The sequence below is a fragment of the Candidatus Methanoplasma cognatum genome (assembly GCA_009777615.1).
Taxonomy (GTDB): Archaea; Thermoplasmatota; Thermoplasmata; order Methanomassiliicoccales; family Methanomethylophilaceae; genus Methanoplasma; species Methanoplasma cognatum.
The window spans coordinates 279,982-305,675 of sequence record WRLM01000001.1 but is presented as its reverse complement, the minus strand read 5'-3'; the positions used below and the strand labels follow the sequence as shown (position 1 = coordinate 305,675).

Sequence of the window (25,694 nt, the reverse complement as noted above, 5' to 3'; positions counted from 1 at the left end):
ATACACATGTCGGCCCACATTCTGACACTCAGGGCCCCGTGTCTTGTATTATGACCGGGGAGGGACTATGGTGCCGTAGGGACATAAATTCTAACATCACATATTAGAATTTCGGAGACCGAAGTATTCACTAAGCATCATATATTATATTCCGGCGACACGGTAAATCAAGAGTCAAAATATATAACCGACTAAAAACATAACCATTTGAAATCAGAGTGGTTTCGAAATGAAAAAGAAAAACAATTTGGTCCCTGTACTTGCCGTTGTCTGCGCTCTTATGGCCTTATCAGTCATCGGCATCGCGGTTTAGAACGGCGACAGTGCGGATGGCGGCGTTCCCGCCACCCATACGGACGATGTGATCAGCAAAGAGCTCGATGTGCCCCAAATAACTCTGACAATATATGTGGCGAGTGGGAAAGGACATGCGGAATACAGTGTGAACGGTTCTCCCTTTTTAGAATATGCCTCTGTTGTCCAGCTCCCTGACCATGCGGATGTTTTGATAAGGGCGGTCGCGGATTACGGCTATTATTTCTATGGATGGGGGGACCCGGTAATTTATACCACAGAGATAGTAAGTTTCACCGATATCACGGCATCCCTGCATATGGAGCTATTCTTCCAGTACACCGTGTTAGATGTCACATATGCGTATGCCCAGGGCCTGTCATGGATCTGCAACGGCATCGATCTGGGTGGGGGAGCATCCCAGAAAATCGGATACGAGACTGAGATACGTGTGTCCGTAGAGGTTGTTCCCGGATACGAGGGAACGCCTTTGTTAAAAGTTAACGGCATTCCATACACAGCGGGAACAGGGTTCAGAGTTACGTCCGATGTCACATTCACGGTCACGGGGGTGAGTAAGGTCCAGGAACAGCCTGTCCTGTGCGATGTCACATATGCGAATACCCAAGGCTTGACATGGATCCGTGACGGCATCAATATGGGTCGCGGAACGTCTGAGAAGGTCGAATACGGAACCGTGATACATGTATCCGCAGACGTTGAACCCGGATACAAGGGAACGCCTTTGTTAAGAGCTAACAGCATTCCATACACGGCAGGAACAGGGTTCAGGGTTACATCGGATGTCACATTCACGGTCACGGGAGTGACAGAAATTCAAGAACGATTCAACGTCGTCCTGCACGCCGAAGACGGCGGTAAAGCAGAGGGTGCCGGAACGTATGATAAGTCCGCTCAGATAACGATACGCGCTGTTGCGGATGAGGGGTATGTCTTCGTTAAATGGTCAGACAACAACACATCTCAGGAACGTATGATCACTGTGAACTCAGATGTCGAACTGACCGCATCGTTCAAAACGGCTCTCGCCCCCGAAGGCAATGAAGATGAACCCGGCGGCGACGGCATTTCGCTGGCTGTTTACGGGGCGATCGCAGTCATGCTGCTCGGTGCGGCATGCGCGGCATTATGGTTCTTCCGCTTCAGAACGCCTTAAGAAAGCAAGAGCATGAGACCCCTGCCCCCTCCGCAGCGTGTCTGAAAGAAAAGGTCAGCACTTACCGAACACAGTGCGAACCTGACAAACCTTTATAAACAAGTCACGTTTAGCTCGAATAAGGTGAACAATATGGCGGATGACGATTACTTGGCTTTGCTGGACCGGGCGAAGCAGGTCCTTCCCGAAACGATAGAGAACCACGAGAGGTTCGAACTCCCGGAATTGGAGATATTGCAGGAAGGGAAGACCACTGTGTTCAGGAACTTTATCGACGTGACGGACAAACTCAGAAGGGACCCCCAGCATCTTTTACAGTTTCTTTTGAGAGAGCTGGGCACCCCCGGCAATGTAGAGGGAAGAAGGGCGGTGTTCAAAGCAAAGATATCTACGGCCTCCATCAACGAGAAGATACAATCGTACACAGAAACATATGTCATCTGCTCCGAGTGCGGGCTTCCCGACACGAAGGTGATCAAAGAGGACCGCACCCTGGTACTGGAATGCGAAGCATGCGGCGCGAGAAGGTCCATCAACGTCAGGAAGGCGTCGAAATCGGAGGCCCATAACATCCTCAGGGTGGGAGACACCATCGACATCCTCATCTCAGACATAGGAAAGAAGGGAGACGGCGTGGGAAAGCATCTGGATTATATCGTGGTGGTGCCGGGGACCTCGAAGGGTAACACGGTGCACGTAAAGATAACCAACATTTCCGGGAAGACCGCCTTCGGAACGATCACCTTGGAAAAATCCGGTCAGTGATCGGCTGCTGACATGAGATACTTTGTGGAATCATACGGTTGCACAATGAACTACGGGGAGGGCGGGCAGCTCTCGGAGAAGATGTCCGCCATGGGGCATACGGAAGCCCCCTCCGCCGAATCGGCAGATATAGTCATCCTCAACACCTGCACGGTGGTGGACATCACTGAAAAAAAGATGATCCGCCGCATGTCCGAGCTCAGAAAGGCCGGGAAAGAAGTTATCGTCACCGGCTGCATGGCGAAGGTCCAGGCGGACCGCGCGCTGATACGGCTGCCCGATCCGCTCATCATCCCTCCTGACCGCTATTCGGAATTCTCGTCCGAGGTCATTGGGAGATACGGCGGCGGCCCCCATGCGGAGAAAAGGAACAATTCCAACATACTCCCGATCGCCCAAGGCTGTCTGGGGAACTGCTCATACTGCATCACAAAGTTCGCAAGGGGCAGGCTGTCCAGCTATGATCCGGATGATCTTGTTTCAAGATTCGACTCTATCGTCGAAAGCGGCGTCAAAGAGATATTGATCACCGCGCAGGACACCGGATGCTACGGAAGAGACATCGGGACCGATCTTCCCTCCCTTCTCAGGAGGATGCTGAAGAACGGGAACGACTTCCGGCTGAGGATAGGGATGATGAACCCCAACAGCCTCATGCCCATAATCGGCGATCTGCTTGACGTCATGGACGACCCCAGGATCTACAGGTTCCTCCATATCCCCGTGCAGAGCGGCAGCGACACCGTCCTGAAAAGAATGAACAGGTCGTATTCCGTTGAAGGATTCCTAAACCTTGTTGAAATGGTCCGATCAAGATTTCCGGATGTCAGCATATCCACCGATCTCATTTCCGGTTTCCCGGGCGAGACCGATGAGGACCACCGTAAGAGTCTCGAACTTATTGGGATCCTTATGGCGGACACAGTGAACATAACAAGATTCTCCTCGAGGCCCGGGACCGAAGCGGCATCCATGGAACAGGTCCACGGGCGCATCTCCAAAGACAGATCGACGGAGCTGACCGAGACCAGGAACAGGGTCGAGTATGAGAACAACAGCGGGATGATCGGAGGGACGGAGGGGGTGCTTATCACCGAGATCGGCAAAGCCGGGACGATGATCGGAAGGACGGATAACTATCGCCCGGTGGTCATTACTTCGGACCTCCCTGTCGGCTCCTTCGTCAAAGTTGAGATAACCGGATGTAGTTCCGCCTACCTCGTCGGGAAAGTGCGCAACGAGTGAGGCCGGCGCACACGTTCCGCAGCAGCGAATGTGAAAAATAACATGTATGATGACGCTTATCTGGCATAAGGCACCCGAAAAGCAAAACCTTCGGGATAGAAGGATCGATTATGAGGACGTACTGTGCGTTTTTACGAGGAGTGAACGTAAACGGAAAAACGATGAAAATGGCCGAAGCCTGCGATGTGCTCAGATCGGCGGGCCTTACGGGCGTTGTTTCCGTGCTGGCGTCGGGAAATTTGATCTTTCAGTCCGATAAGCCCCATAAAGATCTGAGAGGTTTTCTGGAGCGTACATTATCGGACCGCTATGGCGATGACGTCAGATTATTTGTCAAGAGTTCGGACGAGGTGTCCGCTATGCTGGCGGCGGTCCCGTTCGAAGAGGATTCCGAGATGCACACGTATGTCTTCGTGTGTGAATCCGGATTTGAGGAAGTTTTACTCCAGGAATTCGACAGGATCACACCATCCGAGGGCGAAGCCGCAGAGATCGGAGACGGCATCTTCTATTGGCGGTGCCGTAAAGGGGCCACGCTTGATTCGGGATTTTCAAAGATCCTCGGGCGGAAGGACATGAGGGATAAATTCACCAGCCGAAACATAGATACGATAGCGAAAGTCGCAACGAAGATGAAGTTATGATCCCACTTAAACAGATGAAATTTTTCAACTTTTTGTGGTGAAACCGACTGAGTTGGCATCGGCCTCAATCATCGGCTTTTTCTCTCTATGCAACGAAGACAGGTGCGGGGAGAGGCCTTGCGCGCATTAGATGACACTTTAATATATCCGTATCAACATCGCACTATTGGATTGAAAATATTAATCCAAAGGTAAAAGGTGGCAGGAATGCGCAAAAATACTCCGGTGGTTTCATGCAGTTCCGCAAACGGCGATGCGGCGACAGAACGCATATATCGCGGCGATGCAAAAAGAGCTTCCGATGAACCGCCGCACCGTGGTGAAATTTGTGACGATTGGTCTGAGGTAGCAGACTGTGTCATTGAGCAGTATGACGAGGCACTCAGATTACTCAGCAAGTGATCTCATTCTTTCTTTGAACCACTTCACTATGTCTTGCTCTTCAATGTCCCCGCTCGCCACCCTGCGGACGAAAACGTCTATGCCCCTGCTGTTTTCCTCTATATAATATCCCTCTGCTCTGAGTATGCTCATCGCGGCCGTCCACGCAGTTCTTTTATTCCCTTCCATAAAAGGATGCTGTGTGGCAACTCTGTGAAGAAGGAACGCAGCCCTTGCTACTGGGTCAGATATGTTCCAAGACGAGGCCGCAATATGGTGCAGAGTGCCCTCGTCCCTCACATTGTCTCTGAGAGATTGTTCTTCGGCGGAACCCTTGTCGATCACCTTGCGGTGGATATCCTTGAGGACTTCGACATTGAACTGTTCCATGTGCCTCGAACAGTTCGGGGCGATTAATTCTTTTCGGAGACAGTCTGCGGCATTATTGGTGATACAAGTTCATTGAAAGTTACACTTTCCCTATGTACTTCCTTCCTTAATCGAAAGCTACAATTGTCTGCTGCCATACTCTGTGCGTTCACTACGGGGAGAAACAACAATGTCCCTTCCATAAGATGAATGTTATATAATTGAAATAATTTAGAGAGGAACGCAGTCCCGTAGTGTAGTGGTCAATCATGCAGGCCTTTGGAGCCCGCGACGGTGGTTCGAATCCGCCCGGGACTACCTGTTCCCGCTTGACGTGCAACGTTCACCTATCGTTCAGACGCCCTCATACATTTTATCCAATGTGATAAGTGCCACTTCTTCGACCTCCGCTAAGTCGGTCGATCTGTCAGTGAAGCCGGACTTTGAAAAAAGAGCATATTTGTTCCAAGTTTTGAGACGATTTATATTTGTTCCAAGTTTTGAAATAGTTTTTAAGAACAAACACCTGATAGGATTGAGCACCATAAACCTTCCTCTGCATATCCAGCAAAAGAAAAAACGGCGCGCGGGCCGCGAAAGTGATCCAGCCGGCATCGACGCAGGAACGCATAGCGTCCGTATCGTCAAAGCAACGGATTACGCCTTACTTTTCAACTGAGAAACACGGCAGGTTTGCTATAAAAATGGAAGTGCTTTGATCCGCTACAAAAATAGAAACGGAGTTGAACGCCCGCGAGATACAGCTAATAACTGCAGAAGCTGCCTCTTCATAAAAAAAGGTCATGGGGGCATACCCGCCCCGCTGACCTCCAAATCCTTATTTCTTGTTTCGGGCCTTTGCGTTATTGCTGCAGCCTGTATCTGTTGTATACGTATTCCTTTTCCTCGGGCGGCCCTTCGGTTGCCTGTTCCATCTGGAAAGTCTGCTCTTCGGCCTTCTGTTCTTTCTCCGCTTTGACCTTGAGATCCTCTTCGTACTCCGCGCCGGGGCAGTTCGACCTGAGAACACTCAGGGCATCCGGTTTATCTATTGGGGATATCGAGACCTTGCCTTCCTCGCCGTAGAAAATGCATATCCTGTCCGTAGAAAGGACGAACATGCCCTCGCTTATCAGGCCTTTGTTGGTACTGATTATCTTCTTTACCGACCCGTACGGTATGTCATACGTTTTGAGGGCTCCGCGGATCAATATCCTTTCATCGTCCAGTGTGTACACCGTCTTTGCCACGACAAGCAGGGAAACTAACACTATCAGCAGGAACACCGCCAGTATCGGGATAAGCAGTCCTCCTGTGGACCCGACCACCAGCGTCCATATCGCGAATATCGCCACTATCAATATAATCAGGATCAGATGTGCCCAGAATATCCATCCTATGTTCGGTTTGTATATCTTCTCCATAGGGTGAGATACGTGTTTCTGTAATATATCTTATTCGGACAAAACCCTGCATCACCGCAGTCAGAGCGAGGCCGCGTCCGGGTCAGAGGCCGCAGCTGCGGCAGTCCTGCCGCAGGCAGATCTCGTTGCGTATCTTCCATTTAAGAGCCCAATATTTTATCTGCTTGACCGCTTCCACCAGCTCTTCCCCCGCCTCGGTCAGCCTGTACTCGCTTTTTATCGGGAACGCCGAAGCATCGACCCTCTTGGAGACGAGCCCCTCCGCCTCAAGATCCTTCAGCCGCTCCGATAATACTTTGGGGGTGATGTCCTTCATGGATTCGCGTATCGCCGAGAACCTTTTCCATTCCTGCTCCCCTTTGCGCAGTTCAAGAAGTATCAGAATGGTCCATCTCTTGGCCAGATAATCCATCGTTTTGTACAGTGTGCAGTCATGGTTCATGATATACTTTTAGAAACTCTCCGCTATTTATAATTTAGTATCATATTCATACTTAGTATCAAAAGTAAATAATGGTGATACAATGAATTGCAGACAATGTGAAGAAACAATAAAGGCCGCCGGGTGCACCAAAAAGGGCGTCTGCGGCAAGACCCCGGAGACCGCGGATCTGCAGGACCTCCTGATCTATTCGCTGGAAGGTCTCGCGATCGCGGCGAAGAAGGCGAAAGACGACGGAAAGAAAGTGGACAAGCAGATAGAGCACATCACGGTCTCATTGTTCTCGACGCTTACGAACGTTAACTTTGACAGCGGATACTTCGTAAAGATGATCGACCGTTCCAAAGAGCTCATCGACGATACAAGAGGATGGATCAAGAAGACAAAGTACGGCGCGGACTGCGCCGACTACGACTATTCGGAAAAGGCGCTCAAGGCGAAGACCGTCGGCATCGATCAGCTTTCGCCGAACGAGGACCTCCGCTCTCTGAAAGAACTGCTGCTCTACGGACTGAAGGGGCTGGGCGCTTATTACTATCACGCCAGGGTCCTGGGGTACAAGGATGCGGAAGTAGAGGACTTCATGATCAAAGGCCTCATCTCTCTGTCCGAGGATCTGTCTTCGGAAGAGCTGCTGCCGATCGTTCTGGAATGCGGAGCCGCCGGAGTGAAGTGCATGGCGCTTCTGGATAAGGCGAATACCGAGACCTACGGCGTTCCGGAGATAACGGAAGTGAGCCTCAGGGTCCGGAACAATCCGGGGATACTCATCACCGGCCATGACCTGAAGGACCTGGAGGAACTGCTCGAGCAGACAAAGGGCAGCGGCGTGGACGTGTACACCCACGGAGAGATGCTTCCCGCGAACGCATATCCGCGGTTCAAGAAGTACGACAATCTGGTCGGGAATTACGGCAACGCATGGCACATGCAGAAAGAAGAGTTCGATTCCTTCAACGGACCGATACTCGTCACCACGAACTGCCTGGTTCCTCCCCCTGGATCATATTCAAAGAGGCTGTTCACGACCGGACCCGCCGGCTTCGGCGGCATAACGCATATCCCTCAGAAGAACGGCCGCAAGGATTTCTCCGAGATAATAAAGCTGGCGAAGACCTGTTCGCCGCCTAAGTCCATAGATGACATCAGCATCCCGATAGGATTCGCGCACGGTACCGTCCTCAGCCTGGCCGATAAAGTGCTCGGCGCCATATCTTCCGGGGCGGTGAAGAGGCTTGTGGTGATGGCCGGATGCGACGGAAGGAGACCGGAAAGGAAGTATTACGCCGAGTTCTCGGAGGCGCTTCCGAAGGACACGATAATCTTAACTGCGGGATGCGCCAAATACAGGTACAACAAACTCGGATTGGGGGACATCGGCGGCATACCCAGGGTGCTGGACGCCGGCCAGTGCAACGACTGCTACTCCCTGGTGGTGGTCGCGCTCAAGCTCGCCGAGGCCACCGGCCTGTCGGTGAATGATCTTCCGCTGTCGTTCAACATCTCCTGGTATGAGCAGAAGGCCTGCCTGGTGCTTCTGTCGCTGCTGCATCTTGGCGTGAAGGACATCATGATCGGTCCGACCCTTCCGGAATTCGTCTCGCCCAACATACTGAACGTGCTCGTCGGGACCTTCGGTCTTAAGGGCAACTCCGCCGTGGCGGAGGATATGAGGATCCTGAAGATCGAGTGACCGGCATAAAATGAAACAACTCCTCCGGAGGTGTGCCGCGCCTTTCGGCGCCGCACCTCCGGAGAAAAAATGGCTGGTCGGGCGATCCTCATTTGCCCTGATCGGCCTTTATCTTCTCTTTTACGCTTGCCTTCGGGTGGATCTCCAGACCGCCGCTGTATTCGACCCTTTCCACAGTGCAGCCCGCCCCGATCGTAACGTTATCGCCTATTACGACCTTTATCTTGGACCGCTCTATGTCGATATCGTCGCCCTCTATCAGTTCCGCACGGAAGTACCTCGTGCTTTTGCCGTGGTAAATGCGGATCCTGCCTCCCACTACCTCTTTGACCTTTGACGAACCGTGGAACTTCATGTCCAGCGTTCCGACGTTGAACGTTCCGTTCACTGTCAGGGCGCCGTTCAGTCTTGCGTTCTCCGCCGTCAGTCCTCCTGCTACCGTCAGGCAGCCGTCCAGGTCCAGGTCCTCCGTGTCCATATCGCCTGATACTTTGCAGACACCGTCTATCTCCGCCCTCCCGCTGATGCGCACATTGCCTTTGAAACGGCATGTTCCGTTCAATTCCATCGTATCGCATACGAGATCGCCTTCGACCGACGATATGCCGTCCATTCTCACTTCTCCGAAGGTCCCTCCGGACACCTTGCTCTTTCCGTTTATGATCAAATCATTCATGATCTTCCGCTCCTTTCTTCAACAATATCTGTGCTTTGAATGCCGCGACCATCTGCGGCATGCTGACCTCGAAAATAAGTTTGGACGATGTGTCCATATACGCTTTTGAAACGTCTGGCAGTATTGCGCAGAAGGCGACCCCCTGTTTCCTATAGAGCCTGACCGTGCTCTGCCGCAAAGCTTCCCTGTCATCGACGGCCGCCATGTTATGCATCATGGTCTTGGCATCTTCCATGGAGAGGTCTCCATCCTCAATCGGTCCGTCGAGAGAAAATACAATCAGCGCTCCGTCGAAGTCCATCGTCCCGGGAAAGAACTGTTCCGCCGCAACCGCCGCGGCCTCCGATATCAGACCTCTCCGCTTCATCTCATCCATAGTGATGTTGATCTCCGCGGGGACCCCTGACAGGATCTTCGCCAGGTCGTCGAGGGACGTCTCTTCCTTGCTGTTCAGTATGCTGTCTACCCTTTCCAGGATCAGGTCCCGCGGGAAGAACGTCTCCTGCCCCGTGAAAGTGGATCTTCTGATGAACCACTCGTCAGGTATCAGACGCTTCCGTTTCCAGCGGTAAAGCGTACCGTATGATATCCCCTTGAGCTCCAGCAGCTCTTTTTTGGATATGAGGTTCTCATCCATGTGTTTATCTCCGCTTTGTAATGTAACACTGTTACACTAACTGTATGATTAGTGTACGTATATATAAATATTTCTGAAAATAACGTAACAGTGTTTTATTTACCCCCATAATGCTCTACATTCAACGGCCTCTGGGCACTGAATTCCCGTAAAGGATGCGGGAACGTGCGGCGTGATCCGCCGACAGAAAAATAGATATACTATGCTACGTGTTAGCACGTAGCACGGTGATACCGATGTTTGGAAAGAACATACGTTTGGAAAGGATAATTGACAGAGAGTCGGGGAACGCGGTCATAGTGCCGATGGATCACGGGATATCCATAGGTCCTATCAGCGGCATAATAGATATGAAGACCACGGTGAACGCCGTGAGCACAGGCGGCGCAACCGCCGTCCTTATGCAGAAGGGCCTCATACCATACGGGCACAGGACCGCCGGGAACGATGTGGGGCTCATACTCCACCTTTCCGCGTCCACGATCATGGGTTCCACGTCCGACTTCAAAGTGCTGGTGTCAAACGTGGAAGAAGCTCTGAAGCTCGGGGCGGACGCAGTGTCCATGCATGTGAACCTCGGCGCGGACAGCGAGCCTCAGATGCTGTCCGACCTAGGTAAGGTGTCGAAGGACTGCGCCGAATGGGGAATGCCGCTTCTGGTGATGGCATACGCACGCGGGCCTTCCATCAAAGATCCGTTCGATTCGGAGAAGGTAGCCCACTGCGCAAGGGTGGCCACGGAATTGGGCGCGGATCTGATAAAGGTCAACTACACAGGGGACGTTGACTCATTCAGGGACGTTACAAAAGGCGCGCTGGCCCCAGTGCTCATCGCAGGCGGCCCGAAGATGAGTTCGGACATGGACATACTGAACATGGTGCACGATTCCATGGAGGCGGGAGGAAGAGGAGTTTCCATAGGAAGGAACATATTCCAGCACAAAAACCCCCGCGGAATGACCGAAGCGATATCCGGGATCGTCCTGAAAGGGATGAGCGTGGAAGAAGCGTCAAAGCTCCTTAAGTGATGCTCATGAAAGAGATATGGATGAGGGCGGATGCGCCTGACGATGCTAACGAAAGAAAGAGGATGCTGATATCCGGATTAGAGAGCGGGATAGGTACGTTCATAGTACGTCCGGGCGACGAGAGCTTCTCATCGCTGGGGAAGGTCAGACTCATATTCAGCAAAGACGGCATACTGTCCGGCGATATCCAGGGAAGGATGGTCGGCATAGCATCCCCGGAAGATCAGGCGGACGCCATGGACCTCTGCGGCAGGGAAGATGTGCTTGTGGTCTCGACGGGCGACTGGTCGGTCATCCCCTTCGAGAACCTCATCGCCGCATCGTCCGGAAGGACGAAGATAATGGCCTGCGTCTCATCCTCCGAGGATGCGGAACTGTGCCGGAACATCCTTGAGAAAGGCACCGACGGCGTTGTCGTGGATACGGACGACACGGATGCAATGAAGAACATATTGAAGGAAGTGAGTACCGCATCGGACCTGGGGCTAACCGCTATTGAAGTTATGAGCGTGAAGAACATACTGACGGGGGACCGCGTCTGCATCGATACCTGCTCAAAGATGGTCCCCGGAGAAGGAATGCTTATCGGGTCGCAGTCCTCATGCTTATTCCTGGTCCAATCGGAGAGCGAAGAGAACGGATACGTGGCGGCGCGCCCGTTCAGGGTGAACGCTGGCGCCGTGCACGCTTATATCATGGTGCCGGACGGCAAGACGAGGTACCTCTCGGAACTGCGCGCGGGAGACGATGTTCTCATAGTCGGCAGGGACGGGAACACAAAAGCGGCATCGATAGGACGCTGCAAGGAGGAGGTCAGGCCTATGCTTATCATAACGGCATCGCACGACGGCAAAGAGTACACCACGATACTTCAGAACGCCGAGACCGTTAGGCTGGTTACGCGTGGAGGTTCCACGGCTGTCAGCGAAATAAAGAAAGGGGATGAAGTACTTGCCTACCTAACAAACGGCGGAAGGCACTTCGGAATGGCAGTCGATGAAAAAATAAAGGAAATCTGAACATGCCCATCATCAACGAAGCGCCGGAAGAGGGGGGGTACCGGATGAAAGACATAGAGTCCATGAAGGAAGAGATCGAGGTGATAGACTCCATGATCGTCAAGCTGATGATCCAGCGCAGCGACATCGCCAAAAGGATCGGCGTTATGAAAAACGAGCTCGGAATCCCGCTCAGGGATGAGGATGCAGAGAAGAAAGAGATCGAGAGGTGCCGCACGATGTCCAAGAACTCATCGCTGCCGCAAGGCGCCTCCGAATCCATCTGCAACGTGCTGACGGCCAGCTCCGCTGAGCTCCAGTCCACTGCGATAATAAAATGGTGCCAGAAGAGAGTGACCATCATCGGCGGCAACGGGCAGATGGGGCGATGGATGAGAAGATACTTCAGGAGACGGGGGGCGGTTGTGAACATCGTCGACGTCTCCGAGGGCAGTATGGAGGATGCGGCGGATTCGGATGTCGTCGTCATATCGGTCCCGATATCATCCGTAGAGTCTGTCCTGAAAGCGGCGGATGCCATTTGTAAAAAGGATGCTCTGATCTTCGATATAGCGTCCGTAAAATCCTCATTCACTGATGATCTCAGGAAGATGGCCGAGCACAGGAAGGTCTGCTCGGTCCATCCGATGTTCGGCCCCTCCGCCGCATCGATGTTCGATCGGAGCGTGGTCATCTGCGACTGCGGATGCAGTAACGCCGCGGATGAGGCAGCGGAACTCTTTAACGACGAGGGATCCAACATAATAGTCACAACTGTCGAGAGGCACGATGAACTTATGGCTTACGTATTGGCGCTCGCGCATGCGTCCAATGTTGTGTTCTTCACCACACTCAGAGAGAGCGGCATACCCTTCAACGAATTGAAGGGCGTAGCCTCGACCACATTCAAAAGATGTTTGGACGCTTGCGTTCCTTTGTCAAAAGAGAACGCTTCCCTCTATCACGAGATACAGAACCTGAACGGTAATGCGGAGAGCATGTGGAACATCTACGAAGGGGCTGTGAGGGAAGTGAGAGAGGCTTCGCTCTCGGAAAATCCTGAAAAATTCATCAAGCTAATGAAAAAAGGAAAAGAATATTTGAGCAAAAGCCGCGTGTGAACGCTCGAGAATATAGCCGGCCGCATATCTGCAAGAGTTATGACAGCGGTACGCCCCTCATTCTATCATATGGCATCCGGTCCTCTGCCGCCTGAAAAGCCGGCGCTTCGCATGGCCCTGCCCACCTGAGAAATATGAAAAAAATCGGATGGACGTTCGATGCTACGTTTAGTGCATGGTAAGCTGCCTTCGGAATTGCGGGAAAATCACTCTTAACTGATTTTCCTTGCAATATTTTACGCTTATTTTTGTTTGAGGGTGGGGCTGAGCCCCACCCTGCGTAGGAGGTGATCCATCTGCAGGTTCCCCTACAGATACCTTGTTACGACTTAACCTTCCTTGCTAAATCTCAGTTCGACAACCCTAATTAGAGGCAGCCTCACTGAAACCCAACTCGGATGGTTTGACGGGCGGTGTGTGCAAGGAGCAGGGGCATATTCACCGCGAGTTGTTGATTCGCGATTACTACGGAATCCAGCTTCATGAGGGTGAGTTACAACCCTCAATCCGAACTACGGACGGGTTTCGAGATTGCCTTCACCTTTCGGTGTCGGGGCCCATTGTCCCGCCCTTTGTAGCGCGCGTGTAGCCCAGGAGATTCGGGGCATACTGACCTACCGTTGACCTCTCCTTCCTCTGACTTAGCGCCAGCGGTCCCAATAGTGTGCCTCCACCCCGGAGGATGAAGTAGCAACTATTGGTGAGGGTCTCGTTCGTTATCTCACTTAAGAGAACGCCTTACGGTACGAACTGACGACGGCCATGCACCACCTCTCTGAAAATCTAGCAAAGTCATTAGCCTGGCTTTCATGTAACAGTCTCCCCTGGTGAGTTTTCCGGTGTTGAATCCAATTAAACCGCACGCTCCTCCCGTTGCGGTGCTCCCCCGCCAATTCCTTTAAGTTTCATCCTTGCGGACGTACTCCCCAAGTAGCAGACTTAACAACTTCTCTCCGGCACTGAATACCCCCAAAGGATCTCCAACACCAAGTCTGCAGCGTTTACACCCTGGACTACCGGGGTATCTAATCCCGTTTGCGCCCCAGGGCTTCGTCCCTCACCGTCGGATCCGTTCTAGCTAGACGCCTTCGCCACCGGTGGTCCTTCTAGGATTACAGGATTTTACCCCTACCCCAGAAGTACCTCTAGCCTCTCCCGGTCCCAAGTTTAACAGTCTCCTCGGAATTCGGAAAGTTAAGCTTCCCGATTTACCCAAGGATTTATTAAACCGGCTACGAACGTTTTAGACTCAATAATATCGACCACCACTTGGGCTGCAGGTATTACCGCGGCGGCTGGCACCCGTCTTACCCAGCCCTTATTCCTCTAGTTATCTACGCTAAAGAAAAGCTAACACTAATGTGCTAGCACTAGGAATTCCCTCATCGGGGTTGCCCCCATTGTGAAGTTTTCGCGACTGCTGCGCCCCGTAGGGCCTGGATTCGTGTCTCAGAATCCAACTCTGGGCTCCCTCTCTCAAGGCCCATACCCGTCGTAGGCTAGTAGGTACGTTACACCCACTACTACCTGATAGGCCGCAGACCGATCCTTAGGCGCCGGAACTTTGGGCCATGGGTCATTCCAGATCCCATGACCTATGGGGTATTATTCTCAATTTCCCGAGATTATCCCCCACCTAAGGGCACGTTGTCCACGTGTTACTGAGCAGTCCGCCGAGTCCATGACGACTCTCGACTCGCATGTCTTAATCGAATTCCTATAGCGGTGGCCGCCGGCAGGATCAACCGGAGTCAAATCCTTGTGACATTATCACGTCTCTGGATGGATGAAAGAAACTGGCAGTTTACCATGTTTCACCGCTGCTCCGTCGGACGGCTCACTCAATCGAATGTCCGTCTAACGGAACATTCGTAGCATCGAACGTCAGAATTCAAGAGTTCACGCCTTGCGGCGGAGATCTTGATTCTCCATCATTGCAAGCCCATTTCGGGCCGCGTACTCCCCGTACTTCGGGGGAATATTTAAGCTTTTTTACCTAGGAAGTCGGCCTTCCCAGACAACGGGATGCAGTGTCAAAAACCACCCGGGGACCGGGCGCAATGGTTGATTCCCGCAGAATCCTCTCATACATGACTGGTATATAAACATTGCTTAAGGGCTCCTGCCAGGTGCCGGGTGCCGGGCACCGGCGCCGCTTATAGGAAAGCTTAATACAGATACTTGTCTTCGGTGGCAGTGGGTGGAGGTGGCCCAGCCTGGTAAGGCGATAGACTGCTAATCTATTGTTCGTAAGGACTCGGGGGTTCGAATCCCCCCCTCCACGCCTCTTCAACCAAGCCAGCAGATAATTTTTCAGAGATCGTAGTTGTCATAGAGAGCCGCCCAAACCGTAAAAACCTGACCTTTAAAGGGAGTATTATTCTAAAAAATTAGGTTCGTGACTATTAGAACATTATATAAACAATTACTAAATTATAATAAAAAAGTTTTTCTTGACATTTCAAAACAGAATGCCTATCCGTTGTCCGTAGGGGCCGGCATCCTGATCCCCCTTCTCGCCTTCCTTTATATCGCTACAACGCGTTCTCTATCCTATGACCAGAGGGACCATCGGCATCATCGGCTGTCCTATCCTCGAGGACGAGATAACATATGCCCTGCTCAATGAGAAAGAGGAGAAGAACGTGTTCATTGTCGATACGCTGCCGGCGCGCACCCTGAAGAAGAAACTGGAGCGGAAAGGCATCCCTTTCTCCGTCATTGACGAGTGGGACTTCAACAACGGCTACGACGGGATCGACCGCGACAACGGCTTCAATATAGTCATATTCATGAATAAGCTCGGTCTCCACGCGGAGCCGAAGGTCCTCCGCCAGACCATAGAGGACCAACTGAGATTTTATCAGAACCGTTTCGACGCGATCGCCCTATATTACGGGATGTGCGGCAACGGAGGCTGGGATGTTTCCAAATGGGCCTCCGAGACCCTCAGCGTCCCTGTCTTCGTCTTCCGCGACGAGAAGGAGGATGTCTGCGACGACTGCATCGGCGTCGCCGTCGGGGGGCATTCCAGATACTGCGATCTCGTCAGAAAACATACGGGAATGCTGTTCGTCACCCCTGCGATAGCCGAGAACTGGAGCGAATTCTCCGGCGAGCTGGACATCACAAAGGGTTTTGAGATCATGGACATCCACGACCTCAAGGGCGTCTTCGAATTCTACGGTTACAAAAATGCTGTGAAGATCGACACCGGCATAGGAATCCAGGGCGAGGAACTTGACAGAGGGTGCAAGCGCCTCTCGGAGACAACGGGACTCGAGTTCATAACGGTCGCGCCTGGGACCGTACGCATATATCCGACCGAGAGGATCTACAGAGACGCGAAGAATGCTCTGGGATAAGGGCCTGTTTTCATAAGGGGCATGCTTATCTGCCGGTGAAGAAATAACAACGCCGAGGCGTCCCATGAGCTTGAACGGCTATATCGCGAGACAGTTCAGCAACCCGACCGGTTTCGGCGGCAGAGCGGTCAGCTTTATCATGAACCGTCAGAACCGTCCCATGTATGAGGAGACCATCCGTATGCTGTCTCCGTCCGATTCCGACCGTATTTTAGACATGGGATGCGGGAACGGTTATATGCTTAACGTGCTGGCAAGGCGGTATGAGTGCGCGTCCGCCGGCATCGATATCTCCGCAAGCGCGATACGCGCGGCTTCCCGGCGCAACCGCAGATTCATGAAAGACGGAAAAATGTCGCTTTCCTGTCAGAACATGAACTCCGTGTCTTTTGCGGACGGTTCGTTCAGCAAAGCGTATACCGTCAACACTGTGTATTTTTGGGAAGACCTCGAAAATACAATGGTTGAGATCGGACGCATACTGGAGCCAAAGGGGATCTTTGTAAATACTCTCTATTCAAACGAGGCATTAGCGCGTTTTTCTCACACACAGTTCGGATACAGAAAATATACAAAGGAACAATTGACCGATGCGGGCGTGAACGCGGGATTTGAGGTGGATGCGGTGCCCTTCCTTAACGGAGATGCGTATTGTTTCGTCTATAAGAAAACAGACTGACGGAAATTTGAAAGAGGATATCTGCGGCATCACGGCCCTGTCAATGAAACATTAATGTATCCTTTATAACATTAGAATAGTGATGAAATTCCTTGTCATTTCTGACATACACGGCAACACGGCCGTAACAGACTGGGTCAACGCCGCGGCCGAAGAGGAGGACGTCGACTGCGTACTGGCGCTGGGCGATATAACCGACTTCGGCCCGAATGAGGTAGCCGAGAGGATCCTCGGCCCTATCGGAAGGGACGTCTATGCGATACCCGGTAACTGCGATCCCCTCGATCTTCCGGAGACCGTATCAAATTTTGCGACGGACATGCACGGAAAGACCGCCAGGCTCAACGGGTTCCATCTTGCGGGGTTGGGGGGGTCTAACCCCACGATCTTCAACACGCCCTTTGAACTGGGAGAGGAGGTCATCTACAACATGCTCAGGCCCATATCCGAAGAGGGAATGATCCTGATGGTCCATGCCCCGCCTTTCGGTATCAACGATATGATCCCTTCGGGGCTGAACGTCGGCAGCACCTCCGTCCTGAAAATAGTGAAGGAGTTCAGGCCCATCCTTGTTCTGAGCGGCCACATCCATGAGGATTTCGGCATCAAATACGCGGAGGGAACGACGTTCGTGAACCCGGGGCCGGCGAAGGACGGCATGTACGCTCTGATAGAGATGGACGAAGGTGCGGTCACGGCGAGACTGTTCAGAGTGTCGCCCTGAGATCGAGTGTTTGCGCCCGGCGATCAGCCGCATACGGGGATTTGTCCCAGCATCGCCGCTCCCTGTATGAACGGCATTTTAATAAATACTCAGATTGTAATCCGTTATGCGGCATCGAAGCCCGCATCCGCTGCAAAAGTGGCAAAGATAAGCATATCACGCCATAGTAGAGGCAGGTAAAGGCGGGGCAATCCGGAAACACATGAATAGGAAAACAAAGGAGACCATGCTGAGGGCAGAGGAGATGACCGGAAACCAAGTTCAAAATTGCACCTATCATAAAAAGGATGGGATAAATCAGGAAAAAGAATACTGAGGAATGATTATGACAGAGAAAACAGAAAAAAAGAGTATAGGTTCATCATTGGTGGGCGGGATAGTAATGACCATCCTGCTGGTCGTGATAGTGCCGATAGTAGTAAGCTGGCTCATACAGCCGATCGTGGAAGATTTCATTGGCGATACGTCACTCATGGGGCTGACGTCCGGGGCAATAGGCGCTATCGTGATGTTCGTCATACTGATATTGTTCATGCTGCTCCTTGGCGGCGGCGCGATCTTAAGGAAATACGGCATCATCGGAGTGGCCGGACTGATCCTTGCTTACGTCCTGCTCGGCTACTTTGTAGACGAGTCCTTCTATCTGGGATGGATAATACCGGTGATAATAGTCGCCATACTCGGCGCGTTCTCATACTTGAAGGATAAAAAGAAAGGAAAGTGAACACAAACTCCTTGAAACTTCTTACTTTTATTTCTATCAGACGTCCCATATGACCTTCATCGTTTTCAGTATGGTGTAAACTATCGCGAATATGATGAACATGAAGCACAGGGACACCGGCAGGATGTTGGGGTCGCTCTCGTACCCTATCGTGAACGATCTTATGTAGCCGTACGCCCCGAGAAAGAACGCGACCAGCGAAATTGCCAGCGTCATCGCTATGTCGGCCTTCACGCCGAATGTGTTGATATATTCCCTGACCTCTTCATCATCCGCTCTCAGGCCGGAAACGTACTCTTCGAGTTTCTCTCTGGTCATGTTCCCCGCATCTATGTCCTGTCCGATCCTCTTGATGGAGTCCGGAATAGCCCTTTTCTTAAAGTGAGGGTGCAGGACGAGAATGATGAGATACACCCCGATTATCGCAAAGACAAGCGGTATCAGAAGAGCGAACATGCCGTCCATGGCTCCGGTAAGGTCGCCGCCCGCATCGAAGAGTTTCCGAAGGTTCATATCGAATATGAACGCAAGGACCGCCGCAAAGGCTAAAGATACCCCCATGTACAAGGCGCGGTCCACAGAGTTCATCAGCTTGCCGACCTTTCTCTTTCTCTTTCTGATCACCTTAAAAAGTCGATCTGTCCTCTCGTCGCTCTTTCCGGACATGAGGTCCCTCATCAGATGCGCACTTAAAAGAAGTTGGCTTATAGCACCGTTCTCCAATATAATGATTAAACATTCTTCGTCTTTGATTCCCTCGGTCCCATCATCACTGTTCACGGAGTCCCTTGATTTTGACAAAGTCAGGATAACTGAAAAAAAGGTTTATATACGGAACCGTAATTGGCAAGCCGATAACAATGGCTCTTTGGCAGGGAAAATCAAAGAAGAAGCCCTCGGGCGGAAGGCTCGTCCTCAGCAGGGGTAAAAGGAAATTCGAGATCAGCAGGGAGAAGCAGTTCACGAAGGTGGGCAAACAATCCCTTAAGCATTACCGCAGGCGCGGAGCGAGGATCAAGACATGCATGCTCCTTGCGGAATACGCCAATGTCGTAGACAAGAAGACCAACACGATCCAGAAAGCGAAGATCATCAGCGTTGCGGTCAACCCTGCAGACCCCAACTACGTTCAGCGTAACATCGTTAACAAAGGCGCCAGGATCAAGACCGAGATGGGGGACGCGATCGTCACTTCGAGACCGGGGCAGGACGGCGCCGTCAACGCGGTCCTCATAGAGAGCTGATGCGTTCGCCGCATCTTTTCTCCAGCAACCTCTTTAACCCATTTCTCCATTAATCCCGTGATAACATGGCATATGACAAGGATACCGCCATCACGATATGGCCCGAATATTTCGACGTCAGCAGGACCAGAGCGATGGGCAGAAGACTCCCGAAGAACCTCTGCGTGAAAGACCCCAGCATAGATATAATAGCGAAAGGCGCGCTGATATTGGATCTTGAATACGAAATATACGAGAACATGGCATATCCTTCTAACTGGGCCGCCAAACGCGGCTGCGTAAAGGTCGAAAGAGGCAAGATCCCTAAGACCAAGCTCTTGCCGAAGATCGCAGAGATCCTGATCAAAAACCAGAAGAAATGATCACTTCCCTTGATTCTTCGGTCATAGACGCCAATTCCGAGGCCATGGGGATCGGCGTGCCCGTCCTGATGACGAACGCCGGCAAGGCGGTCGCCTCCGTGCTGTCGGAAAGGTTCCCGGGAAAAAGGATAGCTTTCGTGTGCGGCGGCGGCAACAACGGAGGCGACGGGATAGCGGCCGCCAAGGTGATGGGTCCTGAAGATGTTTCTGTCTATCTTCTCAGACCAAGGGGGACGATACGATCCGACTTTATCAAAGGGATGCTCTCAGAACTGATGTGCCAGATAAAGGATTTTTCCAAGTTCGATGAGAAGGGATGTGACGTTATCATCGACTGTGCGCTGGGCACGGGGATGTCCGGAGAGGTCAGGTCTCCTTATGACGTATTTATTAAAACTGCTAACGCTTTCAAGGGAAACGTGGTGTCTGTGGATGTGCCTTCCGGCCTGGGGACCTCTTTGCCCCTGAGGCCTGACATGACAATAACATTCCATGACGTCAAAGAGGGGATGAACCCTGAGAACTCGGGAGAGATCATCGTGAAGGACATCGGTATTCCGAAAGAAGCGTACGACAACGTAGGTCCGGGCGACATGCTTAGGTACCCCATACCTAAGGACGACAGCCATAAGGGCTCCAACGGGAGACTGCTGATAATAGGCGGCGGACCGTATTACGGCGCACCAGCCATGTCCGCGCTCGCCGCCATGAGGGTCGGAACGGACATCGTCAGGCTGGCTGTCCCAAAGAATTGTTCATCCGTCATCGCTTCATTCTCCCCGGTGCTTATGATCTCGGAGCTTTCGGGCGACTCGCTGAGAAGGGAACATCTTGAACATCTTTTGGATCTGTCTCTAAAGCATGAAGCCGTGCTTATCGGACCCGGTCTGGGCGTTTCGGGCGATACGGCCGACGCCGTGAGAGAATTCGTCAGAAAATGCGGTGTTCCCGCTGTCATAGATGCGGACGGACTTACCGCGCTCGGAAAGGATTTTGTGTCTAACGGGAGGACCATCCTTACCCCCCACATCAGGGAATTCGAGAAACTCGGCGGGGATCCGCACAAAGCGGACGATTCCATCGGGATGCTGGCAGAGAAGATGGACTCCGTCATTCTGCTCAAGGGGAAGACGGACCTGATCTCTGACGGAGAAAGGATCAGGCGCAACATCACGGGCAGCCCCGGCATGACCGGCGCGGGCACCGGAGATGTCTTGGCCGGCATCGTCGCAGGACTTCTGTCAAAAGGCATGACATGCTTCGACGCCGCGGCGCTGGGCGCCTTCATTTCAGGGAGAGCGGGGGAGCATGCGTTCGAGGAAAGGTCTTACGGGATGACCGCAACGGATGTCATAGAAACGATACCGAAAGTGCTCAAAGAATACCTGAGGTGACGATATGGACCTCCAGCCCGTCCACGGCATACCCGCTCTCAGAGCGGACGAGTACCTTGTGATAGGGGACCTCCACATAGGGATTGAATCACATTTGAGATCGAAGGGTTTCCATCTTACGTCGCGCACGGATGACATGTTCGATTCCATCATCAAAGCCGCCGACGATTCCGCCGGCAGGCTGATGGTCCTCGGAGACGTAAAGGACTCGGTACCCGGGTCCACAAAACAAGAGTACCGGGAGATACCTGTGTTCTTCGAAAGGCTGCTTGAACGCTTTGATTCCGTTGAAGTTGTGAGAGGCAACCATGACACGAACATAGAGGAGTTCCTTCCCGGCCATGTCAGGATCCGGCCGGCATCCGGCGTGAAGATCGAAGACACTGGGTTTGTGCACGGGCATACGTGGCCCTCTGAAGAGGTGATGACGTCTGAGACGCTGGTGATGGCCCACGATCATCCTGCGGTGATGTTCAGGGACGGCGTCGGGAAACAGACGAACGAGCCGTGCTGGGTCAGGGGGAGGTTCAGAGACGCCCCTTCGGAAAGGTACGGGTCGCTTCCCAAGAACTTCATCATCGTGCCCGCATTCAACAGGATGCTGGGGGGATCCCCCGTGAACATAAGAGGAGAGCCGCTCCTCGGCCCGATAATGGGTGGAGATCTCCTCGATCTGGAGAATGCCACGGTGCATCTCCTCGATGGGCTGGACCTCGGGAGGCTTTCCGGTCTCATGGTGGCAGGAAGCGAACGCCGGGGATGGGGCCGGAGGATAAGAGTAAAAACGCCTGAATATGACTAAATTCGGAACTTCCGAATTTAATCGGCGGCCACCGTAAAATTACAGCTTTGACACCATCCTTATCGCCAGGCATTGCAAAAGATTCGAAGTCAAGCTGATGACATATACAAAGTCCTATCAAAAACCATAAAAATTATTGTAAAAAATACTAAATGCCATACATCCAGTATCAAATGCATACGGCAGACATAAACGAACTAAGTGCGGAAGATATGCGCAAACGATATCGTCCGAGACGGCTTCGGCATTGAGGCACGGAGAAGTACAGATCGATCAATAAAACACTCAGCGGGATGAAATTTAAAAAATTGAATAAAGAGGGGTCTCCCCCTCATGTTTGTTTTTAAAGGTTCTTTGTCACGGTATCGTACACAGAGCCGTCGGCGTTCCTGATGACCGCCTTGATGGGCATCTGGCCCGGAAGGCTGTGGGTCGCGCAGGAGTTGCACGGATCATATACCCTGAACGCCATCTCGATCATGTTCAGCAGACCTGGGGAGATCATGTGGTCCTTGATCAGCGCTTTAGCGATCTTCACGGTGTCGATGTTCATGGGGCCGTTGTTGTTGGTCGTTCCGACAACAAGGTTGCATGCTGTGACTATGCCGTTCTCATCGCTGTGGTACTCGTGGGTGAGCGTTCCTCTCGGCGCCTCCACACATCCCACTCCGCGTCCTCCGGGGACGATGTCCTTCTGCTTTATGTTCGGGTCGGTGATGTCCGGGTCGTACGCATTCTGGTGGACCTTCTCGGCAGCGTAGATCATCTCGATGATCCTTGCCCAGTGGGTCGCCAGGTTGAAGTGTACCGGTCCCTCCACGCCGAGGCTCTTGAATATCGCCCTGAACTCCTCGAACGCGGCCTGCGCCTTCGGGGTGGAGATGCTGTCGGAGACATTCAGCCTTCCGAGGGGGGTTGCGCGGTACATTCCGCTTCCCACTCCGTCCACCAGTCCCTTGTATCCGGGATTCCTGAGGTACGGGAACTTCTCGTATGACCAGGGTTCCACCGCCTCTCCGATATGGTCGAGGTAGTCGTACGGGTCGTACTTGTCCGTCTCTTTACCGTTCGGGTCGACGACCCTCACCTGTCCGTCATGGAATTCGAGCTGGTTCTTGGAGTTGACCAGTCCCATGCTGTATAACTCGCTGTAATACAGGTCCGGGTTCTTGATTATGTCCAGGTAATCCTTGTTCTCAAGAACTACGCTCTTGAACACTCCCAGCGACGTTTCCGCGAACGCTACGAGGTTGTCGGCGTATCCCTGGATCTCCTTGGCCTCCTCTTTGCTTATGGCCTTGCTCACTCCGCCCGGAACACCCATCACGGGGTGAGTGGGCTTTCCTCCGATTATACCTTGGATCTTCTGCGCCTCGGCGCGGGCTTTCAGCACGGCCGATCCCAATTCCAGTCCGACGCGCGCCACTACGCCCAGAACGTTCCTCTCGGCGGCCGGCGCTGCCGGTCCGCAGACGAAGTCCGGACCAGCCAGAGCATAGAAGTGCGCTATATGGCTGTGCACAAAGTGCGCATGGTAGAACAGATCCCTTATGCGGAATGCCGACTCCGTAGGTTTCGTGTTGTAGCAGCCGTCTATCGCTTTCGTTGAGGCCAGGTGGTGTGCTCCCGGGCAGACGCCGCAGAGCCTTGCCGTTATCTGATTGAGCTCCACTACCTTCCTTCCGACGCAGAACCTTTCGAATCCTCTGACCTCCGGGACCTGCCAGTATGCGTTGCTCACGTTACCGGAATCGTCCAGGAAGATCTCTATCTTTCCGTGACCCTCGAGACGTGTTATGGGGTCAATGGTCACCCTGTTGGATGTGGCCTTCTTTTTATCGTCCCAAATTACGGGGCCTGTCATTTTACTTACCTCCTTTTTCTACGACGGACCTCTTTATCAGAGATTTGCCCATTGTGAATGCATAGAAGTATCCCAGCGGGTCCTTTACCGTCGACATGATGTCTATGATCTTATCCTCGCCCATCGTCGCGTCGTCATCCAGTACGGGGAACAGCGACGCTATCGCGGTGAGGGCGCTTGCGCCCTGTTCCTGGACCGCTACGGTTGGTCCGTAGCATCCGCGGCAGGGCTGCCCGACCCTTGTGCACTTTGCGTTGCACCCTCCGACCGTGGCCGGTCCGAGGCAGAGTATGCCCTGGTCCATCAGACACAGCTCGGGGTCGACGTCTATCTCGTGCGGCTCCACTATCTTCGTTATCCTTCTGGATTCCTTGCGCCTCGGGCACTGTTCGCAGAGCGTCTTAGTGACAACTCCGATGTTGGTTCCCTTGGGCGGAAGAGCTACGCCTTTGTACGCGAAGTCCGCGACCGCTTTAAGCATGTAAGAAATGGATTCCTGCAGCGGGGGGCATCCTGGAACGTAGTAATCAACGTCGATGACCTGGTCAAGCGTTTTGACCGTGTCGTACAGGACCGGAAGCGTCAGAACGCCCTCCGGGGCGCTGTATTCTACCTGGGGGAGCACCGGCTCGCCCTTGTGATAGTCGGCCTGGAAGTTCGCCGTGGTGGGCACCTTGTTGTACGCGTACTCGATGATCTCATCTTTCCCGCCCGGAACGAGGTTCGCAAGCGCAGGGGATCCTCCGAAGCATGCGCACGCTCCGTACGATACCACCAGAAGCGACTTCTTCCTCAGCAGTTTTACCATGTGTTCGTTCTCGGTGTTCCTGACGGCGCCGGATATTATGGATACGGTTATCGAGCCGTCCTCCATCTCGGCGATGTCATGTTCCTTTCCGTCAGCCGCAATCGGCCACATGACGACGTTCGCTATGTCGCCGACGGTGAGTATCCTCTCGTTTATGTCAAGGATGGAGACGTCGCAGCCTCCGCAGGCGGCCGCCCAGTATATCGCCAGGTTGAGCTTGCCGTTGGGGGGTGCTCCGGGGAGGAGATCTCCTAGGTCCGCCGGCTTGAGCTGCGCCGCTTCTATCGACTCAGGGGTCTTCTGGTAGCACACCGCTCCCTGCGCAGGGGGCTTGCTCTCTTTCTTGGCCGGCTTCGCCGCGCTCTGTTTTGGCGCCGCCGCCTTGTCCTTTTTCTTGAATCTGTCAAAGAATGACATCTTATTCCTCCTTCAATGGGGTGGGTCCGAGTTCCTTGATCGTGCCGACGAAATCCGTCAGGGTCTTTTGGAACTTCTCTCCCTCGGAAGCTGAGACCCATTCGAGCTTCAGTCTCCTCGGGTCGAACCCGTACTGTTCAAGCACCATTCTTATCAGTGCTATTCTTCTTCTTGCTCTGTAGTTGCCGCCTATGTAGTGGCAGTCCGCCGGGTGGCAGCCCAGTATTATGACCCCGTCCGCCCCTTTCGCGAGGGACCTTAATATAAATTCCGGATCTACCCTTGCCGAGCACATCGTCCTTATTATACGGAAGTTGGGGGGCATCTGCAGTCTTGCCACGCCTGCTCCGTCCGCTCCGGCATAGGAGCACCAGTTGCAGCAGAATGCTACGATCTTTGGTTCAAAGTCTGACATTT

Annotated in this window: 25 protein-coding genes, 2 tRNA genes and 1 rRNA gene; 18 read left to right on the top strand and 10 right to left on the bottom strand. The window is 52.9% G+C overall.

Annotated elements, in window-relative coordinates; genetic code table 11:
• The first annotated feature begins 361 nt into the window (after positions 1 to 361).
• The 4 genes from FWG96_01465 (at position 362) to FWG96_01450 (ending at position 4,125) form a co-directional block, all read left to right on the top strand.
• Positions 362 to 1,471: a hypothetical protein gene (locus FWG96_01465; protein MCL2031930.1), complete on the top strand. Its 1,110-nt coding sequence runs from the start codon at positions 362 to 364 to the stop codon at positions 1,469 to 1,471.
• A 132-nt stretch (positions 1,472 to 1,603) separates the two neighbouring features.
• The gene (locus FWG96_01460; protein MCL2031929.1) at positions 1,604 to 2,236 is read left to right on the top strand and encodes a translation initiation factor IF-2 subunit beta; all 633 of its coding nucleotides are present in this window, start codon (positions 1,604 to 1,606) and stop codon (positions 2,234 to 2,236) included.
• 12 nt (positions 2,237 to 2,248) lie between these two features.
• The gene (locus FWG96_01455; GenBank protein ID MCL2031928.1) at positions 2,249 to 3,481 is read left to right on the top strand and encodes a tRNA (N(6)-L-threonylcarbamoyladenosine(37)-C(2))-methylthiotransferase; all 1,233 of its coding nucleotides are present in this window, start codon (positions 2,249 to 2,251) and stop codon (positions 3,479 to 3,481) included.
• 110 nt (positions 3,482 to 3,591) lie between these two features.
• A complete protein-coding gene (locus tag FWG96_01450; protein MCL2031927.1) occupies positions 3,592 to 4,125 on the top strand; it encodes a DUF1697 domain-containing protein in 534 nt (177 codons plus the stop codon).
• Between the two features lie 387 nt (positions 4,126 to 4,512).
• Here FWG96_01450 and FWG96_01445 read toward each other — a convergent pair whose 3' ends face one another.
• Positions 4,513 to 4,896 carry a Fic family protein gene (locus FWG96_01445; protein ID MCL2031926.1) on the bottom strand — a complete coding sequence of 128 codons (384 nt, stop codon included), beginning with the start codon at positions 4,894 to 4,896 and terminating at the stop codon, positions 4,513 to 4,515.
• Between the two features lie 224 nt (positions 4,897 to 5,120).
• Here FWG96_01445 and FWG96_01440 point away from each other — a divergent pair.
• Positions 5,121 to 5,193 (top strand) — tRNA-Gln (locus FWG96_01440).
• 545 nt (positions 5,194 to 5,738) lie between these two features.
• Here the strand turns inward: FWG96_01440 and FWG96_01435 are convergent.
• A complete protein-coding gene (locus FWG96_01435) occupies positions 5,739 to 6,299 on the bottom strand; it encodes a PH domain-containing protein (protein MCL2031925.1) in 561 nt (186 codons plus the stop codon).
• A gap of 82 nt (positions 6,300 to 6,381) precedes the next feature.
• The gene (locus tag FWG96_01430; protein MCL2031924.1) at positions 6,382 to 6,741 is read right to left on the bottom strand and encodes a helix-turn-helix transcriptional regulator; all 360 of its coding nucleotides are present in this window, start codon (positions 6,739 to 6,741) and stop codon (positions 6,382 to 6,384) included.
• Between the two features lie 82 nt (positions 6,742 to 6,823).
• Here FWG96_01430 and hcp point away from each other — a divergent pair, with 82 nt between their 5' ends.
• The gene (gene hcp / locus FWG96_01425) at positions 6,824 to 8,434 is read left to right on the top strand and encodes a hydroxylamine reductase (protein ID MCL2031923.1); all 1,611 of its coding nucleotides are present in this window, start codon (positions 6,824 to 6,826) and stop codon (positions 8,432 to 8,434) included.
• A gap of 88 nt (positions 8,435 to 8,522) precedes the next feature.
• Here the strand turns inward: hcp and FWG96_01420 are convergent, their stop codons facing one another.
• Positions 8,523 to 9,110, bottom strand: a complete 588-nt coding sequence (locus FWG96_01420; GenBank protein ID MCL2031922.1) for a hypothetical protein — start codon at positions 9,108 to 9,110, stop codon at positions 8,523 to 8,525.
• The gene (locus tag FWG96_01415) at positions 9,103 to 9,747 is read right to left on the bottom strand and encodes a YhbD family protein (protein MCL2031921.1); all 645 of its coding nucleotides are present in this window, start codon (positions 9,745 to 9,747) and stop codon (positions 9,103 to 9,105) included. Before FWG96_01415 ends, FWG96_01420 begins: the two co-directional genes overlap by 8 nt.
• Before the next feature lie 236 nt (positions 9,748 to 9,983).
• Here FWG96_01415 and FWG96_01410 point away from each other — a divergent pair, with 236 nt between their 5' ends.
• The 3 genes from FWG96_01410 to FWG96_01400 are packed head-to-tail and all read left to right on the top strand — an operon-like array spanning position 9,984 to position 12,894.
• The gene (locus FWG96_01410; protein MCL2031920.1) at positions 9,984 to 10,775 is read left to right on the top strand and encodes a 2-amino-3,7-dideoxy-D-threo-hept-6-ulosonate synthase; all 792 of its coding nucleotides are present in this window, start codon (positions 9,984 to 9,986) and stop codon (positions 10,773 to 10,775) included.
• Between the two features lie 5 nt (positions 10,776 to 10,780).
• Positions 10,781 to 11,794, top strand: a complete 1,014-nt coding sequence (locus tag FWG96_01405; GenBank protein ID MCL2031919.1) for a 3-dehydroquinate synthase II — start codon at positions 10,781 to 10,783, stop codon at positions 11,792 to 11,794.
• A gap of 44 nt (positions 11,795 to 11,838) precedes the next feature.
• Positions 11,839 to 12,894: a prephenate dehydrogenase/arogenate dehydrogenase family protein gene (locus FWG96_01400; protein ID MCL2031918.1), complete on the top strand. Its 1,056-nt coding sequence runs from the start codon at positions 11,839 to 11,841 to the stop codon at positions 12,892 to 12,894.
• Between the two features lie 282 nt (positions 12,895 to 13,176).
• Here the strand turns inward: FWG96_01400 and FWG96_01395 are convergent.
• A 16S ribosomal RNA gene (locus FWG96_01395) occupies positions 13,177 to 14,646 on the bottom strand.
• Positions 14,647 to 15,094: 448 nt separating this feature from the next.
• On the opposite strand from FWG96_01395, the gene FWG96_01390 reads away from it, so the two are divergent.
• From FWG96_01390 to FWG96_01370, 5 genes are all read left to right on the top strand, one after another.
• Positions 15,095 to 15,178: transfer RNA gene (locus FWG96_01390), tRNA-Ser, on the top strand.
• 271 nt (positions 15,179 to 15,449) lie between these two features.
• Positions 15,450 to 16,259, top strand: coding sequence for a DUF1638 domain-containing protein (locus FWG96_01385; protein MCL2031917.1), 810 nt, complete (start codon positions 15,450 to 15,452; stop codon positions 16,257 to 16,259).
• Between the two features lie 64 nt (positions 16,260 to 16,323).
• Positions 16,324 to 16,938 (top strand): methyltransferase domain-containing protein, encoded by a 615-nt coding sequence (locus tag FWG96_01380; protein MCL2031916.1) that lies wholly within the window; start codon positions 16,324 to 16,326, stop codon positions 16,936 to 16,938.
• Between the two features lie 82 nt (positions 16,939 to 17,020).
• Positions 17,021 to 17,662, top strand: coding sequence for a metallophosphoesterase family protein (locus FWG96_01375; protein ID MCL2031915.1), 642 nt, complete (start codon positions 17,021 to 17,023; stop codon positions 17,660 to 17,662).
• A gap of 325 nt (positions 17,663 to 17,987) precedes the next feature.
• Positions 17,988 to 18,386: a YccS/YhfK family membrane protein gene (locus FWG96_01370; GenBank protein MCL2031914.1), complete on the top strand. Its 399-nt coding sequence runs from the start codon at positions 17,988 to 17,990 to the stop codon at positions 18,384 to 18,386.
• Between the two features lie 36 nt (positions 18,387 to 18,422).
• On the opposite strand, the gene FWG96_01365 is transcribed toward FWG96_01370, so the two are convergent.
• Positions 18,423 to 19,187, bottom strand: a complete 765-nt coding sequence (locus tag FWG96_01365) for a hypothetical protein (protein MCL2031913.1) — start codon at positions 19,185 to 19,187, stop codon at positions 18,423 to 18,425.
• 59 nt (positions 19,188 to 19,246) lie between these two features.
• On the opposite strand from FWG96_01365, the gene FWG96_01360 reads away from it, so the two are divergent.
• From FWG96_01360 to FWG96_01345, 4 genes are all read left to right on the top strand, one after another.
• Positions 19,247 to 19,630 carry a 30S ribosomal protein S8e gene (locus tag FWG96_01360; GenBank protein MCL2031912.1) on the top strand — a complete coding sequence of 128 codons (384 nt, stop codon included), beginning with the start codon at positions 19,247 to 19,249 and terminating at the stop codon, positions 19,628 to 19,630.
• A 65-nt stretch (positions 19,631 to 19,695) separates the two neighbouring features.
• Positions 19,696 to 19,992: a signal recognition particle subunit SRP19/SEC65 family protein gene (locus FWG96_01355; protein MCL2031911.1), complete on the top strand. Its 297-nt coding sequence runs from the start codon at positions 19,696 to 19,698 to the stop codon at positions 19,990 to 19,992.
• A complete protein-coding gene (locus tag FWG96_01350) occupies positions 19,989 to 21,386 on the top strand; it encodes an NAD(P)H-hydrate dehydratase (protein ID MCL2031910.1) in 1,398 nt (465 codons plus the stop codon). The genes FWG96_01355 and FWG96_01350 overlap by 4 nt, the downstream gene beginning before the upstream one ends.
• A gap of 4 nt (positions 21,387 to 21,390) precedes the next feature.
• Positions 21,391 to 22,188 (top strand): metallophosphoesterase, encoded by a 798-nt coding sequence (locus FWG96_01345; GenBank protein MCL2031909.1) that lies wholly within the window; start codon positions 21,391 to 21,393, stop codon positions 22,186 to 22,188.
• Between the two features lie 343 nt (positions 22,189 to 22,531).
• On the opposite strand, the gene FWG96_01340 is transcribed toward FWG96_01345, so the two are convergent.
• From FWG96_01340 to FWG96_01330, 3 genes are read right to left on the bottom strand one after another with little or no spacing between them, the layout of a single operon-like run.
• On the bottom strand, positions 22,532 to 24,052 hold the full coding sequence (locus FWG96_01340; protein MCL2031908.1) for a Ni/Fe hydrogenase subunit alpha: 1,521 nt from the start codon (positions 24,050 to 24,052) through the stop codon (positions 22,532 to 22,534).
• 1 nt (position 24,053) lies between these two features.
• Entirely contained in the window at positions 24,054 to 25,277 is a 1,224-nt protein-coding gene (locus FWG96_01335) for an oxidoreductase (protein ID MCL2031907.1), read from the bottom strand.
• Position 25,278: 1 nt separating this feature from the next.
• On the bottom strand, positions 25,279 to 25,692 hold the full coding sequence (locus tag FWG96_01330; protein ID MCL2031906.1) for a hydrogenase iron-sulfur subunit: 414 nt from the start codon (positions 25,690 to 25,692) through the stop codon (positions 25,279 to 25,281).
• Between the last annotated feature and the right edge of the window lie 2 nt (positions 25,693 to 25,694).